The sequence below is a fragment of the Xanthomonas campestris pv. campestris str. ATCC 33913 genome (genome assembly GCF_000007145.1).
GTDB classification, from domain to species: Bacteria; Pseudomonadota; Gammaproteobacteria; order Xanthomonadales; family Xanthomonadaceae; genus Xanthomonas; species Xanthomonas campestris.
Genome location: NC_003902.1, coordinates 836,221 through 852,179 on the forward strand (window position 1 = coordinate 836,221; position 15,959 = coordinate 852,179).

A 15,959-nucleotide genomic window follows, 5' to 3' on the forward strand; every position below is an offset into this window, starting at 1 on the left:
GGATCAGAAGCTTGCGCGCACGCCGACCTTGTACTGGTTGGCGTCGTCGATGAACTGGACTTCGCCGACCAGGCCCCAGGTGGGGGTGAAGTTCACCTGGCCACCGAGGGTGCCGACGAACTCGCCTTCGTCCACGTCGCTGCCATCGATGTAGCCGGCCTTGATCCAGGCTTCGGTCCGCGGCGAGGGCTTGCCACGCAGGCCCAGGTTGGCGAAGCCGAGGTTGCTCGAGTCCGACGAGTCGTCGAGCGAGCGGCCACGCAGGCGCAGGTCGGATTCGACCTTGGTGCGCAGCACGCTGATGTCGGCGGTGAAGTCGACGCGCTCGGTCATTTCCTGGCGGTAACCGATACCCAGGGTGGCTTGCTGCAGGGTGCCTTCGAGCACGAAGCCGCCGCCGAGGTTGAAGTCCTTGTTGGCACGCTCATAGCCGCCGAACACATACACCGGCTGTGCAATCTGCCAGGACCCGCGAACGTAGCCGCCGTCGATGTCGTCGGATTCGCCGTTGACGCCGATCTCGGTACGGTTCCAGCCACCTTCCACGTAGGAATAGCTCAGGCCTTCGGCCGAGGCGGCAAACGGTGCGGCTGCCAGCAGGGCGGCCAGAATCAGGGTGTTACGCATGGGGTGTTTCTCTCCGAATTGATGTCCGTGTCTTCGTCCCGTTGCGGGGCGAAAATAGCGACGTCTCCCGCCGCGGCGCGCACTTTAACAAAGCCTTCACGATTCTGGCTATGGGGAATTTCCCGACATGACGCAGCGTCCTGCCAGGCATGTCTTGGCAGTCAGCTATCGCCGGAAGCCGCCCTGTAGAATTGACGCGCCGGTTCGCCGGTACTTACGAACGTCTTCAGGGCGGGGTGCGATTCCCCACCGGCGGTATGCATGCGCAAGCGTGTGAGCCCGCGAGCGCTTCGCTGCCGATCTCTCGCTGAGAGCACGGCGGTGAAGGTCAGCAGATCCGGTGCGATGCCGGGGCCGACGGTATAGTCCGGATGAAAGAAGACGGCCAACGCGCAGCCCTTGCGGCTGCGCGCGCGCCTGTTTGCCTTGCGGCGTTTTTCGCTCAACTTTTTTGCGAGAAACGGCTATGTCCACCATGCGTCATCCAGCGTGCTACCGCACGCCAGTCCAGCGCTCTACGCGCGCCTTGCGGCCATTGCCCACAGGAGCGTGCTGATGTTCACCGGCATTATTGAAGGCGTTGGCCGCCTGGCCGCGCGCCAGCCGCAGGGCGGCGATGTACGTTTTACCTTCGCCACCGGCAGCCTGCCGTTCGAGGCGGTGCAGCTCGGCGAAAGCATCGCAGTCAACGGCGTCTGCCTGACCGTGATTGCATTCGATGCGGCCAGTTTCCAGGCCGATGCGTCCACCGAAACCCTGTCGCTGACCACGCTGGGCAGCTTGCAGGAAGGCGCGGTGTTGAACCTGGAACGCGCGATGCGGCCCACCGATCGGCTGGGTGGCCACCTGGTCAGCGGGCATGTGGATGGCCTGGGCCAGGTGCAATCGGTGCATGGCGATGCACGCGCGCAACGTTGGCGCTTTGCGGCGCCGCCGCAGGTGCTGCGGTATGTCGCCAAGAAGGGCTCGATCTGCGTCGACGGTGTCAGCCTCACCGTCAATGAAGTGGACGATGCCGGGTTCGAGGTCGCGTTGATTCCGCATACCGTGGCTAATACCGCGTTTTCGGAAACGGCGGTGGGCGCGGCGGTGAATCTGGAGATCGACCTGGTGGCGCGCTACGTCGAACGCCTGCTTGGCACGCGAGGTGCGGCATGAATTTCGCGCCTGTCCCCGAATTGATCGAAGAGCTGCGCGCCGGCCGCATGGTGGTGATCGTCGATGACGAAGACCGCGAAAACGAAGGCGATCTGATCATGGCGGCCGAGTTGGTCAAGCCGTCGGACATCAACTTCATGGTCACCCACGCACGTGGCCTGGTGTGCCTGTCGCTGACCCGCGAGCGCTGCACGCAGCTCGGTCTGGCACCGATGGTGCGCAACAACACCGCGCAGTTCCATACCAACTTCACCGTCAGCATTGAGGCGGCCGAAGGGGTCACCACCGGGATTTCCGCCTACGACCGCGCGCATACCGTGCGCACCGCGGTGCGGCCGGATGCCAAACCGCACGATCTCAGCCAGCCGGGGCACATTTTCCCGCTGATTGCGCAGCCGGGTGGCGTGCTGACGCGCGCCGGGCACACCGAGGCGGCCAGCGATCTGCCGATGCTGGCCGGGCTGGAACCGGCCGGTGTACTGGTGGAAGTACTCAACCCCGACGGCAGCATGGCGCGCCGCCCGCAGCTGGAGGTGTTCGCGCGCGAGCATGGGCTGAAGATGGGCTCGATCGCCGATCTGATCGCCTACCGGCTGGCCAACGAACACACCGTCGAGCGCGTGGATGAACGTGAGATCGAAACCGAGTTCGGGCCGTTCCATCTGGTGACCTACCGCGACCGCATCGCGCACGACCTGCATTTCGCGCTGGTGCGTGGCACCCCGGATCCGACCACGCCAACCCTGGTCCGCGTGCAGGTGGAAAACCCGCTGGCCGATCTGCTGCACTGGCAGCGCGATGATTTCGGCGTGGCCGCCACCGATGCGCTGCGCGCGATTGCTGCCGAAGGGCAGGGCGTGATGGTGGTGCTGTCGGCCCCGCGCGACAGCGAATCGCTGCTGGCACGCCTGCGCCAACAGCCGGAGGTGGCCGCCAACGCCAAGGATGTGAGCCAGTGGCGCCGCAACGGTGCTGGCGCGCAGATCCTGGCCGACCTGGGCCTGGGCAAGCTGCGCGTGCTGGGTACGCCGCGGCGGCAGGTCGGCCTGGCCGGCTTCGGCCTGGAGGTGGTGGAGTTTCTGGAATGCCATCCGGGCGCCGCCTCGCGCGTGGCCGCCGCGCCCTGAGCCGGCGGCCGCCACGGCCAGGCCTGCGCAGGCGGGCCCGGCCGTGGCGTGCAGCCCGGGCGCATTGCCCGGCTGCTGTTAAACTTCCCGCCCCCTCGAGTTGCCGACCCGCATGACCCACTACGAAGGCGATCTTCGCCCCACCACCGCGCGCTTTGTGATCATCGCCAGCCGCTGGAATGCCCGTATCACCGACGCCCTGGTGACCGGTGCGCGTCAGAGCCTGGCCGGCAACGGCATCGGCGAAGACGCCATCGACGTGGTGCGCGTGCCCGGCGCCTGGGAAATCCCGATGGCCGCCAACCGCGTCGCCCAGGGCGGCCAGCATGCGGCGATCATCGCGCTGGGCTGCGTCATCCGTGGCGATACCCGCCATTACGAACACGTCGCCGACCTGTGCGCCGAAGGCCTGATGAGCGTGCAGTTGCAGACCGGCGTGCCGGTGCTCAACGGCGTGCTGGCGGTCGAGCGCGTGGAAGATGCCGAGGCACGTGCCGGCGGCAGCCACGGCAACAAGGGCGAAGAATGCGCCCTGGCCGCACTGGAACTGGTCAATTTGATGGAGCTGTTGCCATGAGCAAGCCCGGTGGACACGCCCGCCACGGACGTCGTGACGGCATCGACCCGGTGCTGCGCTCGCGCGCACGCCGTCGCGCCTTGCAGGCGGTGTATGCCTGGCAGATCGCCGGTGGGTTCGCCAAGCAGGTGATCGCTCAGTTTGCCCACGAGCAAGCGCATGAAGTGGCCGATCTGGCCTACTTCGAAAGCCTGGTGGAAGGCGTGCTCAGCAACCGCAGCGAGCTGGATACCGCGCTGACGCCGTACCTGGACCGTGGCGTGGAAGAAGTCGATGCGATCGAGCGCGCCGTGCTGCGCCTGGCCGCCTACGAGCTGTTGTATCGCCAGGACGTGCCGTACCGCGTGGTGATCAACGAAGCGATCGAAACCGCCAAGCGTTTTGGTTCCGAACACGGCCACACCTATGTCAACGGCGTGCTGGACCGCGCAGCCGTGGAGTGGCGCAAGATGGAATCGGGCGCCAGCGGCGCGTGAGGCGCCGCGGGAATGGGGAGTCGGGAATGGAGAATCGGAAGAGCAACGTTTCCGACATCTCCTGACGCGCCTTTGCGATTCCCGATTCCCCTCTCCCGATTCCCGTCCTCATGCCCGAATTCGATCTGATCGCCCGCCTGCGTGCCCGCATTGCTGCGCGGGCCGATGTGCCCCTGGGCATCGGTGACGATGCGGCGCTGCTGCAGCCGCCGGTTGGCGAGCAGTTGGCGATCACCGCCGATACGCTCAATGCCGGCGTGCATTTCCCGCTGGAAACACGCGCCGCCGACCTCGGCTGGAAGACGCTGGCGGTCAATCTCTCCGATCTGGCCGCGATGGGCGCGCAGCCGCGCTGGTGCACCTTGTCGCTGTCGTTGCCCCACGACGATGCCGCGTGGGTGGATGCGTTCGCCGATGGGTTTTTTGCGCTGGCCGATCTGCACGGCATTGCTCTGGTCGGTGGCGACACCACGTGCGGGCCGTTGTCGTGCGCGGTCACCGCGATCGGCAGCCTGCCACCAGGCGCGGCGTTGCGCCGCGATGGCGCACGCGTCGGCGACGACATCTGGGTGACCGGTGCGCTGGGCGAGGCGGCGGCGGCATTGTCGCTGTGGCAGGCCGGCGACCTGGACGTGACGGTGCCGGCCACTGACGCCGTGCAGGAGCAGTGGCGACAGCACCTGCTGCGCCCGCAGCCACGCGTACAGGCCGGACTGCGCCTACGTGGGCTTGCCCATGCCTGCATCGATGTGTCCGATGGTCTGTTGGCCGATCTGGGGCATTTGTGCGAACGCAGCGGCGTGGGCGCGGAACTTGCGCTGGCTGCCTTGCCGCAGATGCCATCCACCGCCGGCGTCACCGCCACGCAGTACAGCGCGTGGCAACTGGGCGGCGGCGACGATTACGAACTGTGCTTCACCGCTGCCGTGCAGCATCGCGATGCGGTGCTGCAGGCACTGGAATTCGCACAAGTGGCCGCCACCCGCATCGGGCGCATCGTCGCCGCGCCCGGCGTGGTGGTCCACGATGCCAGCGGCAACCCATGGCAACCTCCGCAACGCGGCTACCAGCACTTCGTCGGCTGAGTCGGTTGGCGCTGTGTACTGCGGGTGGGGTAGGCGCAGGGTGAGTCTTACGCGTTCGCTTTGATGGTCCATTCGACTGTAATGACCATGCGATTAGCACCATTGCGGGTTGCGCAGCGAGCGTGATTTTCGAATGTGCAGTGCTACAGCGCCTTTGAATCGGCAAACGTATTGATCCGACGTATTCGGGCGCAGCTGCGTCGGCCAATCCGAAGTAACAATCTAACCGCCTGCCTGCGGCTTAACCGGTGCTCGTCCCGACTCCCTATTCCCGATTCCCGATTCCCAACCCTTGAGCCATACCGTACCGGCTGGTACGTTCACCACGTTCTCCCCCGAACCACGGATGCATCGCAGTTGCCGCTGGGCTATCCCGGCCCGGCCTCGCGTGGGAGAACACGATGGACAAGCGTTGGATGGGCGGTCTTGCCGCCATGGCGTTGTTGCTGTCATCGGCGTCAGCTCTGGCCGGTGCCTTCAGCAAGACCTACGAACGGATTCCGGGTTGGGACGGCGCGCAGATGGGCGCCCTGGTGCTGGTGCCGCAAGGGCAGGGTAGCGGGCCATTTCCGCTGATCGTGATGCCGGCCAGCTGGTCGCTGCCGAATCTGGAATACCTCGGGCGCGCCACCCAGTTGGCCAGCGATGGCTATGTGGTGGTCAGCTACACCTCACGCGGGTTCTGGGATTCGGCTGGGCAGATCGACATCGCCGGGCCGGATACCGTGGAAGACGTCAGCGCGGTGATCGACTGGGCGCTGGCGCATACGCCGGCCAATCCCGATGCGATTGGCGCCTCGGGCATTTCCTATGGTGCGGGCATCAGCCTGCTGGCGGCCGAGCGCGACCCGCGCATCAAGGCGGTGGCCGCGCTCAGCGGGTGGGCGGATCTGGAAGCCTCGCTGTACTCAAATCGCACGGTGAGCCAGCAGGGCGTGGGCCTGCTGGTAGGGGCGGGTACGTTGACCGGCCGGCCGGGGCCGGACTTGGCCAGGATCGGCGCCAGGGTGGCGGCTGGCGATTACGACGGCGCGGTGCAGGGCTTCCTGCCGCAGGCCGCATCGCGTAGCCCCGCGAGCGATGTGGCGGTGCTCAATGCGCGCGGCACCGCGGTGCTGCTGGGCAATGCCTTCAACGACGGCCTATTTCCACCCAACCAGACCATCGCGTTCTACAACCAACTGCGCGGCCCCAAGCAACTGCTGCTCAGCCAGGGCGACCATGCCACCGCCGAATTGCCGGGCGCGCTCGGGCTGCCCAACGCGGTGTACACGGCGACCACGCGCTGGTTCGACCGCCACCTCAAGCAGCTGCGCAATGGCGTGGACGACGAAGCGCCGGTGCGGCTGTCGCCGCGCGCCGGGCAATGGCTGGACTACCCGGACTGGGCGGCGGTGCAACAGGGTGCCACCCGGTTCGGGCTCTCCGCGCCGGGCGGGCTGCTCAGCCCCACGGGCGGCTTGATCAACGGCACTGCCAGCGGCTGGCAGTCGCGCATTGGTACCGACGTGCCGACGCTCGCCGAGTCTGGCGTGGTGCTGGCCAGTGGGCTGTTGCAGGGAATCGGCCTGCCGGTGACCACTTCCATCCCGCTGGTGAACCGGGCCGGTGCGGCGGTGTGGGTGGGTGCACCGTCGAGCGGAGTGCGGCGCCTGGCCGGCAGTCCATCGTTGCGGGTCACCGTGGTGTCCAGCCAGACGCAGGTGAGCCTGTTCGCCTATCTGTACCGCATGGATGCGCTGGGCGTTGCACAGCTGCTGACCCACGCGCCGTATTCGCTGCGCGGCGCAACGCCCGGCACGCCGGTGACGCTGGAGTGGGCGCTGCAGGCCGCCGCAGCAGAGATCCCGGCCGGGCAGCGCCTGGTGTTGGTGGTCGACACGCGCGACGCACGCTACACCGATGCCAGCGGCGGCGGCACGCTGACCTTTACGTCGCCGGTGGCGACGCCATCGGTGTTGAATGTGCCGCTGCGGTGAGCTTGTTTTGACACTGAAGAGACTCGGCGGCAGGAGGCTGCCGACACTCGTCGGATGGGAGCGTGCTTGGGCGTGTGGGCAGGACTTCAGTGCGAAGTGCAGCTTCGCGTGCATAAGACGATAAGCCGGCAGATGGCTGTCGATTGATCGGTGCTTTGGGTTGCGGAGGATTTGTGTCGGAGTGCATGCATGTGCTCGTGACTGATGCTGTCTTCGCGCATGCCGTGTCCTGCTTTCAGTGTGTGTCTCATCGCTTCGTCTGCGTTGGTTGCACGGCGCGAACTGGGATTGCGTTGCAGGGCCCTTGCCCGCCCACCATCGCGGGACACGCCGCAAGTACGTCCTTGTAGCAACTGTGGTGTTGGAGGCGGCACGTCTGCGCTTGCCCGGTCCTCGGAATGGCCGTAGCCACTCCAACATCACAGTTGCTCCATGGATGGATTCACAGCGTGTCCCGAAAGCGGTCAGGGCAGGCCGCCCGCGACCAACCCTGCTTGGACTCGCAGGAACTCCAGCACCTGCCTAGCGCCATAGCGCTGAAGCCAATTGGGCCCGGCTGCCGAAACAAGCAAGCCAATTCAGCGTTTTATGCGGAATTTACGCGGCCGCCCCACCAGGTCCATAGCGACTTTACGCAGCGCAGGACGAGACTGCGCGCATTGGCGGAGCGGTTCCGCCGTGGACATCCCGATGCACGCTCTTTCCTGTCTGCCCCATCGGCGCTGTGCGCCCGGTGCGGCAGCGCCTTGTCTTGTTGGTTCGTCCCTGCCGCATGCAAGCGCGGGCGTTATCTCGCTTGCGCCGCGTTGCGCACCCACGGAGTAATCGACATGCCTGCCTGGTTGTCCCTGCTGTGCGGCGTGGCCGTGTTCGTGGCGGCCGCGTACTTGTTGTACGTGGTGCTGCGGCCCGAAGACTTCTGATGCGAGTGCGCTCCAATGACTGAAACATTGCTTGTCTATGCGTTGGCCATCGTGCTGGCGTGGCCCTTGGGTCGCTATCTGGCGGCGGTGATGCGCGGTGCGCCCATGCGCGGCGACGCCGTGTTCGGCTGGATCGAACGGCCGCTCTACGCAGCGCTTGGCACGCGCCCGCAGCAAGGCATGTCGTGGCGCGGCTACGTCGCCGCGTTCCTGCTCAGCAATCTGGTAGTGGGCGTGCTGACCTGGGGCGTGTTCATGACCCAGGCCTGGCTGCCGTTCAATCCCGATGCCATTCCCAACATGCGTTGGGACACCGCGTTGCACACGATGGTGTCGTTCCTCACCAACACCAACCAGCAGCATTACTCCGGCCAGGCGCAGTTGTCGTACCTGGCGCAGATGACCGGCATTGTCGGCCTGCAGGTGGTGACGCCGATGATGGGTCTGGCACTGGCGGTAGCAACCTTGCGCGCGCTGTTTGGTGGGCGGGCGGTTGCGAATGCCAACGACGTTGCAGCAACGGCAAGCGGCCCGCACTCCACCGCGTTGCAGGACGCGACAGCGAGCTTGGCTACGCACGAGACGCAGCCGTCAATACCGGCAGGCGCGCCGTTGCCCGATGCAGACGTGGGCAACTACTGGGCCGATGTGATCCGCGCAAGCGTGCGGGTGTTGTTGCCGCTGTGCCTGCTGTGGACGCTGCTGCTGGGCTGGCAGGGCGTGCCGTCGACCTTGCAGGGTGCAGCGACGGCGACGCCGCTGGACAGCAGTGCCGGCATGGCCACGCAGACCATTCCGGTCGGGCCGGTGGCAGCGATGGTGGCGGTCAAGCAGCTCGGCACCAATGGCGGTGGCTGGTATGGCCCCAACAGTTCGGTGGCACTGGAAAACCCCACTCCGCTGAGCAATCTGCTGGAAACGCTGGCGCTGGTGCTGCTGCCGATGAGCGTGGTGTTCATGGTCGGCTATCTCACACGGCGCAAGCGGCTGACCGCGTTGGTGTTCGGCACCATGCTGCTGATGTCGGCGGCATCCACCGGCTTGCTGCTGTGGTCCGAAGCGCATTCGGTCAGCGCCGCATCGCCCGCGTTGATGGAAGGCAAGGAAGTGCGCATCGGTGCCGACGCCTCGGCGTTGTGGGCCGCGTTGACCACGCAGACGTCCAATGGCTCGGTCAATGCGATGCACGATTCGCTCAGCCCGTTGAGCGGGCTGGTCACGCTGGTGGACATGTTGATCAACGCCATCTGGGGCGGCGTCGGCTGCGGGCTGCAGCAGTTCGTGGTGTATCTGTTGTTGAGCGTGTTCCTGGCCGGCCTGATGACCGGGCGCACACCGGAATTGTTCGGCCGCAAGATCGAAGCGCGTGAAGTGCAATTGCTGGCGCTGTTGATCCTGCTGCAGCCCCTGGTGGTGCTGGGCTTCACCGCGGTGGCGTTGTCGGTGCCGGCGTGGACGGCCAATTCCAACCCCGGCTTCCATGGCATCAGCCAGGTGTTCTATGAGTACACCTCGGCATTCGCCAACAACGGTTCCGGTTTCGAAGGCCTGGGCGATGCCACGTACTGGTGGAATCTGAGTTGCGCGGTGGTGCTGGCGCTGGGGCGTTATCCGGCGCTGATCCTGCCGCTGATGGTGGCTGCGCGCATGGCAACCAAACGCCGTGCACCGGAATCGTCCGGCAGCCTGCAGATCGAAACCCCCACCTTTGCATTGACCCTGATGGCCATCGTGCTGGTGCTCACCGTGCTGCAGTTCATGCCCGCACTGGTGCTGGGCCCCATCGCCGAACACCTCGCCCTGGCGGCGTCCTGAGAGTTCCCGAGCAATGTCTACGATTCCTGTGATTGAAAAGCGTGAGCGCGCCGACGCCAAGTTGTTCGATGGCGCGGTGCTGCTGGCGGCGATGCGCGCGGCATTTTTGAAGTTGACGCCGCGGCATCTGCTGCGCAGTCCGGTGATGGCGGTGGTGATGGGCGGCACCTTGCTGGCAGCGGTGATCACCGCCAGCGGGCATGGCAATGCCGGCTTCGGCTGGGCGGTGACGGCGATCCTGTTCGTCACCGTGTTGTTCGGCAATTTTGCCGAAGCCATCGCCGAGGCGCGCGGTCGCGGCCAGGCCGCGTCGCTGCGGCGCGCACGCAAGGACCTGGTGGCGCGGCGCGTGGAAACCGCATTGGGCGGGCGCGAAACCCGCGTGCCGGCGGCCGAATTGCGCCCGGGCGATTTCGTGCTGGTGTCCGAAGGCGAGTTTGTGCCTGCCGACGGCGAGATCGTGCGTGGCCTGGCCACCATCAACGAAGCGGCGGTCACCGGCGAATCCGCGCCGGTGCTGCGCGAGGCCGGGACCGACCGCAGCGGCGTGATCGGCGGCACGCGCGTGTTGTCCGACGAGATCGTGTTCAAGGTCACCGCCGAGCCGGGGCAGAGTTTCCTCGATCGCATGATTGCGCTGGTGGAAGGCGCCAACCGGCAGAAGACGCCGAACGAAATTGCGCTGACGCTGCTGCTGGCGGCGATGACATTGACCTTCCTGATCGTGGTGGCGTCCCTGCCGGCGATTGCCGGCTTTGTCGGCGTCACGCTGGATCCGTTGCTGCTGATCGCGTTGCTGGTGTGCCTGATTCCCACCACCATCGGTGGGCTGTTACCGGCGATCGGCATTGCCGGCATGAACCGCGCGATGTCGGCCAATGTGCTGGCCAAGTCGGGCAAGGCGGTGGAAGTGGCCGGCGACGTGGACGTGCTGCTGCTCGACAAGACCGGCACCATCACCTACGGCGATCGCCAGGCCACCGTGTTTCATCCGTTGGCCGGTATCGACCGTGCACAGCTGCGCGATGCCGCCATGCTGGCCTCGCTCGCCGACCCGACGCCGGAAGGCAAGTCCATCGTCAAGCTGGCGCGTCAGCAAGGCGCAGTGGCAGTGGAGCCGGAAGACGCGCACTTCATTGCATTCACCGCACAAACGCGCATGTCTGGCGTGGACCTTGCCGGGCGCAACATCCGCAAGGGTGCGGGCGATGCGATCGTGGCGTATGTGCAGGCGCAAGGCGCCACAGTGTCGCCGGAGTTGAACGGGCGCATCGAAGAAGTGGCACGCGGCGGCGCCACCCCGCTGGTGGTGGCGGAAGGCCGCCACGTGCTCGGCGTGGTTGAACTCAGCGACGTGGTCAAGCAGGGCATCAAGGAAAAGTTCGCGCAATTGCGTGCGATGGGCATCAAGACGGTGATGATCACCGGCGACAACCCGCTCACCGCCGCAGCGATTGCCGCCGAAGCCGGCGTGGACGACTACATCGCGCAGGCGCGCCCGGAAGACAAACTCGCGCGCATCCGCGCCGAGCAGGCCGGCGGGCGACTGGTGGCGATGGTGGGTGACGGCACCAACGACGCCCCGGCACTCGCACAGGCTGACGTGGGCCTGGCGATGAACTCCGGCACTCAGGCCGCCAAGGAAGCCGGCAACATGGTCGATCTGGATTCGGATCCGGCCAAGCTGCTGGCGGTGGTCGAAGTGGGCAAGCAGCAGCTGATCACCCGCGGCGCATTGACTACGTTCTCGCTGGCAAACGACGTGTCGAAGTATTTCGCGATCCTGCCCGCATTGTTCGCTGCGGCCATTCCCTCGATGGCCGCGCTCAACGTGATGCACCTGTCCAGCCCGCGGCATGCGGTGCTGGCGGCGCTGATCTTCAATGCGCTGATCATTCCTGCATTGATTCCGCTGGCACTGCGCGGGGTGCGGTTCCGTCCCTCCAGCGCCACGGCGTTATTGCGCCGGAACATGCTGATCTACGGCCTGGGCGGCGTGTTGCTGCCGTTTGCCGCCATCAAACTGATCGATCTGGCGCTGGTCGCCACCCTGGGTGCCTGAGTCATGACCACTTCTTCCAAGAGCACGACCATGTCTACCTCCCTGCCATTGCGCGACGATGGCGCGGTGCGCGCGTCCTTCGCCCTCGCGTTGTTCGTGCTGCTCGGGCTGGGCCTGGGCTATTCGTTGGTGGCCACCGGCATCACCAGCGCGTTGATGCCGGATCAGGCGCATGGGTCACTGCTGCGGGCGGATGGCCGGGTCATCGGCTCGTCGCTGGTGGCGCAGCCGTTTGCCGACGCGCGCTACTTTCAGCCGCGTCCATCCGCCGCCAAGTACGACCCCACCGCTGCGGCCGGCAGCAACCAGGCGCGCTCCAATCCAGAGCTGCTGGCGCGGATCGCCACCGCACGTGCGGAGATTGCACAGCGCGATGGCATTGCGCCGGATGCAGTTCCCGGCGAGCTGCTCACCCAGTCCGGCAGCGGCCTGGATCCACACCTGAGCCCGGCCGGTGCGCAGGTGCAACTGCGCCGCGTCGCCGCCGCCCGCGGCTGGCCGGAGCAACGCGTGGCCGCGCTGCTGCAGGCCGCCACCGAGCAGCCGCAGTTCGGCTTGCTTGGGCAGCCGCGAATCAATGTGCTCGCGCTGAATCTGGCGCTTGATCGCGCCGGAGATGGAGTGCCGGGAACGGAGAATGGCGTAGAGCAACAGCGCTAGTACACCAAGCCAGGGTAGGCTCTTCGATTCCCGATTCCCGATTCCCGATTCCCGATTCCCGATTCCCGATTCCCGATTCCCGATTCCCGATTCCCGCATGTCTGACGCCCGTACCCAACAAGCCGATGCCCTCATCGGCGAACTGCAGCGCGAACACGGCGGTCGGCTGACCGTGTTCCTGGGCGCAGCGCCTGGCGTGGGCAAGACCTACGCCATGCTCTCGCGTGCGCGCGAGCGGCTGCGCCAGGGCGTGGATGTGGTGGCCGGGGTGGTGGAAACGCACGGCCGCAGCGAGACCGCCGCGTTGCTCGATGGCGTGCCGCTGCTGCCGCGTGTGCAGGTGAGCTACCAGGGGCATGCGCTGGAAGAACTGGCGCTGGATGCGCTGCTGGCGCGCAAGCCGCAGCTGGCGTTGATCGACGAGTTGGCACATCGCAACGTGCCCGGCAGCCGCCACGAGCGCCGCTGGCAGGACACCGTGGAGTTGCTGGACGCCGGCATCGACGTCTACACCACCGTCAATATCCAGCACCTGGAAAGCCTCAACGACATCGTGCTGCGCATCACCGGCGTGCGCGTGTCCGAGACCGTGCCAGATGCGGTGTTCGACCGCCTGCGCGACATCGTGCTGGTCGACCTGCCACCGCGTGAGCTGATCGAGCGGCTGCAGCAGGGGAAGGTGTATCTGCCCGAGCAGGCCAGCCAGGCGCTGCAGGCGTTCTTCTCGCCCTCCAACCTCACCGCGTTGCGCGAGCTGGCGATGCAGACCGCCGCCGACCGCGTGGACAGCGATCTGCGCGACACCCAGGCCGCGCGCGGTCTGCCGGGCACGGCGGCGTTGCGGCGGCATGTGGTGGTGGCAATCGACGGGCGCGGCAGCTCGGATTATCTGGTACGGGTGGCGCGGCGGCTGTCGGAACGCCGCGACGCGCCATGGACTGTGGTGACGGTGCAGACACGCACCGTGGCCGATGCCGCCTGGCAACTGGAGATCGACCGCGCGTTCGCGTTGACGCGCCGGCTCGGCGGCGACACGGCGCTGCTGCATGGCGCCAACGTGGCCGATGCCTTGCTGGATTTCGCCTCGCAAAACGGCGTCTCCACATTGGTGTTGGGCCGCACTCGCGAGCGCCCGCTGGCACGCATGTTCAACCGAACGCTGACCCAGCAACTGCTACAGCGCGGCGCACATTACGAACTGGTCATCGTCAGCTCGGGCGATGCGCGCGCCCGCGCGCGCCAGCGCTGGCGTAATCCAGGCCAGTGGCTGCAGCGTTACGACCTGGCCTATGCCGCCATCGCTGCCGCCGCCGCGGTGGCGGTTGCCTGGGTGATCCAGCGCTGGACCGACATCGATGACCTGTCGATGGTGTTCATCGTTGCGGTGGTGCTGGTGGCCTCGCGCACGCGCATGGCCGCGGCGGTGATCGCCGCACTGCTGAGTTTTGTCGCCTACAACTTCTTCTTCATCGAACCGCGTTTCACCTTGCACATCAGTGCGCGCCAGGGCGTGGTGACGGTATGCCTGTTCCTGATCGCCGCCCTGGTGGCCGGGCGCCTGGCCTCGCGCCTGCGCAGCCAGGTGCTCGCCCTGCGCGCGGCCAATGCGCACGCCAACGCGCTGCAGGCGCTGGCCCGCCAGCTCAGCACCGCGGCCGATCTGGGTCAGGTGCTGGAGGCCGGCCGGCGTGCGCTGGCCAGTGCGCTCGATGCAGAGGTCTGGCTGCGGCTGGAACAGTGCGAGAGCGAGGCGCCCACCAGTTTCAGTGCACTGGACCGCAACGCCGCCGACTGGACCCAGCGCCACGGCCAGCCGGCCGGCCGCTTCACCGACACCCTGGCCGGCGCGCAGTGGTGGTGCCTGCCGGTGCGGCATGAGCGCGGCACGCTGGGCGTGGCGGCGTTGCGCTTCCGCCAGCAGCTGCAACGGCCGGGCCTGGAGCAGCGCCGCCTGGCCGAGGCGATGGTGGAAGACATTGGCCAGGCCGCACTGCGCACGCGTTTGGTTGCCGATCTGGAAGGCGCCCGCGTCAGCGGCGAAACCGAACGGCTGCGCTCGGCGTTGTTGTCATCGGTCTCGCACGATTTGCGCTCGCCGTTGGCCTCGATGATCGGCTCGGCCAGCAGCCTGGCCGAATATGGCGAGGCGATGGACGCCACCGACCGCCGCAGCCTGCTGGAGACCATCCAGCTCGAAGGCGAGCGGCTGGACCGCTATATCCAGAACCTGCTCGACATGACCCGGCTCGGCCATACCGGGCTGACCTTGAAGCGCGACTGGATCGGCGTGGACGAGTTGATCGGCTCGGCCACGCGGCGGCTGCAGCGCTACCAGCCGCAGGTGCGCCTGCAGCTGGACCTGGCGCCGGAGCTGCCGGCGATCTGGGTGCATCCGGCGCTGGTGGAGCAGGCCATTTTCAACGTGCTGGAAAACGCAGCGAAATTCTCGCCGCCGGGCGTGGCGGTGACGGTGCAGGCCCGGCTGCAGAGCGGCGCCTTGCAGATCGAGATCGGCGACCAGGGCCCGGGCATTCCCGAAGACGAGCGCGCGCGTATCTTCGACATGTTCTACAGCGTGGAGCGCGGCGATCGCGGCCGCCACGGCACCGGCCTGGGTCTGACCATCTGCCAGGGCATGATCGGTGCGCATGGCGGCAGCGTGGAGGCCTTGGCCGGCCCGCATGGTCACGGCACCACGATCCGCATTACGCTGCCGCTGCTCGTTCCTGCCGCGTCACCTCGCCCCGATGCCGACTGACCCGACTGCCATTCCCCCCGCGCGCGTGCTCATCATCGACGACGAGCCGCAGATCCGCCGGTTTCTCGACATCAGCCTGCGTGCGCAGGGGTACCGCGTGCTGCAGGCCGGCACCGCCGAAGAAGGCCTGGCCACGCTGGCCGGGCAGGGCGCCGAGCTGGTGGTGCTGGACATCGGCCTGCCTGATCGCGACGGCCACGAGGTGCTGCGCGAGATTCGCCAGTGGTCCAGCGTGCCGGTGATCATGCTCACCGTGCGCGCCGGCGAAACCGAGAAGGTCGCCGCACTCGACGCCGGCGCCAATGACTACGTCACCAAGCCCTTCGGCGTGCAGGAGCTGATGGCCCGCATCCGCGCGCTGCTGCGCCAGGCCGGCGCCGGCAACACGGTGGAGGAAAGCGTGTTCGACGATGGCCGCCTGCATATCCACCTTGGCCTGCGCGAAGTCACGCTCGATGGCGAAGCAGTGCCGCTCAGCCGCAAGGAATACGCACTGCTCGCGCTGCTGTTCAAGCACGCAGGCCGCGTGGTGACGCAGCCGCAGTTGCTGCGCGAGGTGTGGGGCCCGACCCATGAAGAAGACACGCATTACCTGCGCATCCTGGTCGGCAAGCTGCGCCAGAAGCTGCACGATGATGCGGCGGCGCCGCATTACATCGTGACCGAGCCGGGTGTGGGGCTGCGGTTTATTGGGGTCACACGCTGAGCGTGT

Annotated in this window: 13 protein-coding genes and 1 riboswitch; of the genes, 12 read left to right on the forward strand and 1 reads right to left on the reverse strand. The window is 66.8% G+C overall.

Features of this window, described 5'->3' with window-relative positions; all coding sequences use genetic code 11:
- Positions 1-3 precede the first annotated feature (3 nt).
- A complete protein-coding gene (locus tag XCC_RS03585) occupies positions 4-627 on the reverse strand; it encodes a hypothetical protein (protein WP_011035933.1) in 624 nt (207 codons plus the stop codon).
- Positions 628-845: 218 nt separating this feature from the next.
- A riboswitch (FMN riboswitch) is annotated at positions 846-1,014 on the forward strand.
- Positions 1,015-1,182: 168 nt separating this feature from the next.
- Between XCC_RS03585 and XCC_RS03590 the strand changes: the two genes are divergently transcribed.
- The 12 genes from XCC_RS03590 to XCC_RS03645 all read left to right on the forward strand — a co-directional run bounded on the left by XCC_RS03590 (position 1,183) and on the right by XCC_RS03645 (position 15,953).
- Entirely contained in the window at positions 1,183-1,785 is a 603-nt protein-coding gene (locus tag XCC_RS03590) for a riboflavin synthase (protein WP_011035934.1), read from the forward strand.
- Entirely contained in the window at positions 1,782-2,912 is a 1,131-nt protein-coding gene (gene ribB, locus XCC_RS03595; protein WP_011035935.1) for a 3,4-dihydroxy-2-butanone-4-phosphate synthase, read from the forward strand. Before XCC_RS03590 ends, ribB begins: the two co-directional genes overlap by 4 nt.
- Positions 2,913-3,024: 112 nt before the next feature.
- Positions 3,025-3,489, forward strand: coding sequence for a 6,7-dimethyl-8-ribityllumazine synthase (ribH, locus tag XCC_RS03600; protein WP_011035936.1), 465 nt, complete (start codon positions 3,025-3,027; stop codon positions 3,487-3,489).
- Positions 3,486-3,965, forward strand: a complete 480-nt coding sequence (nusB, locus tag XCC_RS03605) for a transcription antitermination factor NusB (protein ID WP_011035937.1) — start codon at positions 3,486-3,488, stop codon at positions 3,963-3,965. The genes ribH and nusB overlap by 4 nt, the downstream gene beginning before the upstream one ends.
- Before the next feature lie 110 nt (positions 3,966-4,075).
- Complete coding sequence (thiL, locus tag XCC_RS03610) at positions 4,076-5,050, forward strand: thiamine-phosphate kinase (RefSeq protein WP_011035938.1); 975 nt, start codon at positions 4,076-4,078, stop codon at positions 5,048-5,050.
- A gap of 401 nt (positions 5,051-5,451) precedes the next feature.
- Positions 5,452-7,029, forward strand: coding sequence for a CocE/NonD family hydrolase (locus XCC_RS03615; protein WP_011035939.1), 1,578 nt, complete (start codon positions 5,452-5,454; stop codon positions 7,027-7,029).
- Between the two features lie 830 nt (positions 7,030-7,859).
- Entirely contained in the window at positions 7,860-7,952 is a 93-nt protein-coding gene (locus XCC_RS03620) for a potassium-transporting ATPase subunit F (protein WP_011035940.1), read from the forward strand.
- Between the two features lie 15 nt (positions 7,953-7,967).
- The gene (gene kdpA, locus XCC_RS03625; protein ID WP_011035941.1) at positions 7,968-9,767 is read left to right on the forward strand and encodes a potassium-transporting ATPase subunit KdpA; all 1,800 of its coding nucleotides are present in this window, start codon (positions 7,968-7,970) and stop codon (positions 9,765-9,767) included.
- A 13-nt stretch (positions 9,768-9,780) separates the two neighbouring features.
- Positions 9,781-11,829, forward strand: coding sequence for a potassium-transporting ATPase subunit KdpB (gene kdpB, locus XCC_RS03630; protein WP_011035942.1), 2,049 nt, complete (start codon positions 9,781-9,783; stop codon positions 11,827-11,829).
- Between the two features lie 30 nt (positions 11,830-11,859).
- Positions 11,860-12,489, forward strand: a complete 630-nt coding sequence (kdpC, locus tag XCC_RS03635) for a potassium-transporting ATPase subunit KdpC (protein WP_011035943.1) — start codon at positions 11,860-11,862, stop codon at positions 12,487-12,489.
- A gap of 97 nt (positions 12,490-12,586) precedes the next feature.
- Complete coding sequence (locus tag XCC_RS03640) at positions 12,587-15,247, forward strand: sensor histidine kinase (protein WP_011035944.1); 2,661 nt, start codon at positions 12,587-12,589, stop codon at positions 15,245-15,247.
- On the forward strand, positions 15,237-15,953 hold the full coding sequence (locus XCC_RS03645) for a response regulator (protein ID WP_011035945.1): 717 nt from the start codon (positions 15,237-15,239) through the stop codon (positions 15,951-15,953). The genes XCC_RS03640 and XCC_RS03645 overlap by 11 nt, the downstream gene beginning before the upstream one ends.
- The last annotated feature ends 6 nt before the right edge of the window (positions 15,954-15,959 follow it).

What these genes read in the sequence shown, in the direction of transcription:
- XCC_RS03585 (WP_011035933.1), bottom strand. Translation starts at nt 627, where the DNA reads ATGCGTAACACCCTGATTCTGGCCGCCCTGCTGGCAGCCGCACCGTTT.
- XCC_RS03590 (WP_011035934.1), top strand. Translation starts at nt 1,183, where the DNA reads ATGTTCACCGGCATTATTGAAGGCGTTGGCCGCCTGGCCGCGCGCCAG.
- ribB (WP_011035935.1), top strand. Translation starts at nt 1,782, where the DNA reads ATGAATTTCGCGCCTGTCCCCGAATTGATCGAAGAGCTGCGCGCCGGC.
- ribH (WP_011035936.1), top strand. Translation starts at nt 3,025, where the DNA reads ATGACCCACTACGAAGGCGATCTTCGCCCCACCACCGCGCGCTTTGTG.
- nusB (WP_011035937.1), top strand. Translation starts at nt 3,486, where the DNA reads ATGAGCAAGCCCGGTGGACACGCCCGCCACGGACGTCGTGACGGCATC.
- thiL (WP_011035938.1), top strand. Translation starts at nt 4,076, where the DNA reads ATGCCCGAATTCGATCTGATCGCCCGCCTGCGTGCCCGCATTGCTGCG.
- XCC_RS03615 (WP_011035939.1), top strand. Translation starts at nt 5,452, where the DNA reads ATGGACAAGCGTTGGATGGGCGGTCTTGCCGCCATGGCGTTGTTGCTG.
- XCC_RS03620 (WP_011035940.1), top strand. Translation starts at nt 7,860, where the DNA reads ATGCCTGCCTGGTTGTCCCTGCTGTGCGGCGTGGCCGTGTTCGTGGCG.
- kdpA (WP_011035941.1), top strand. Translation starts at nt 7,968, where the DNA reads ATGACTGAAACATTGCTTGTCTATGCGTTGGCCATCGTGCTGGCGTGG.
- kdpB (WP_011035942.1), top strand. Translation starts at nt 9,781, where the DNA reads ATGTCTACGATTCCTGTGATTGAAAAGCGTGAGCGCGCCGACGCCAAG.
- kdpC (WP_011035943.1), top strand. Translation starts at nt 11,860, where the DNA reads ATGTCTACCTCCCTGCCATTGCGCGACGATGGCGCGGTGCGCGCGTCC.
- XCC_RS03640 (WP_011035944.1), top strand. Translation starts at nt 12,587, where the DNA reads ATGTCTGACGCCCGTACCCAACAAGCCGATGCCCTCATCGGCGAACTG.
- XCC_RS03645 (WP_011035945.1), top strand. Translation starts at nt 15,237, where the DNA reads ATGCCGACTGACCCGACTGCCATTCCCCCCGCGCGCGTGCTCATCATC.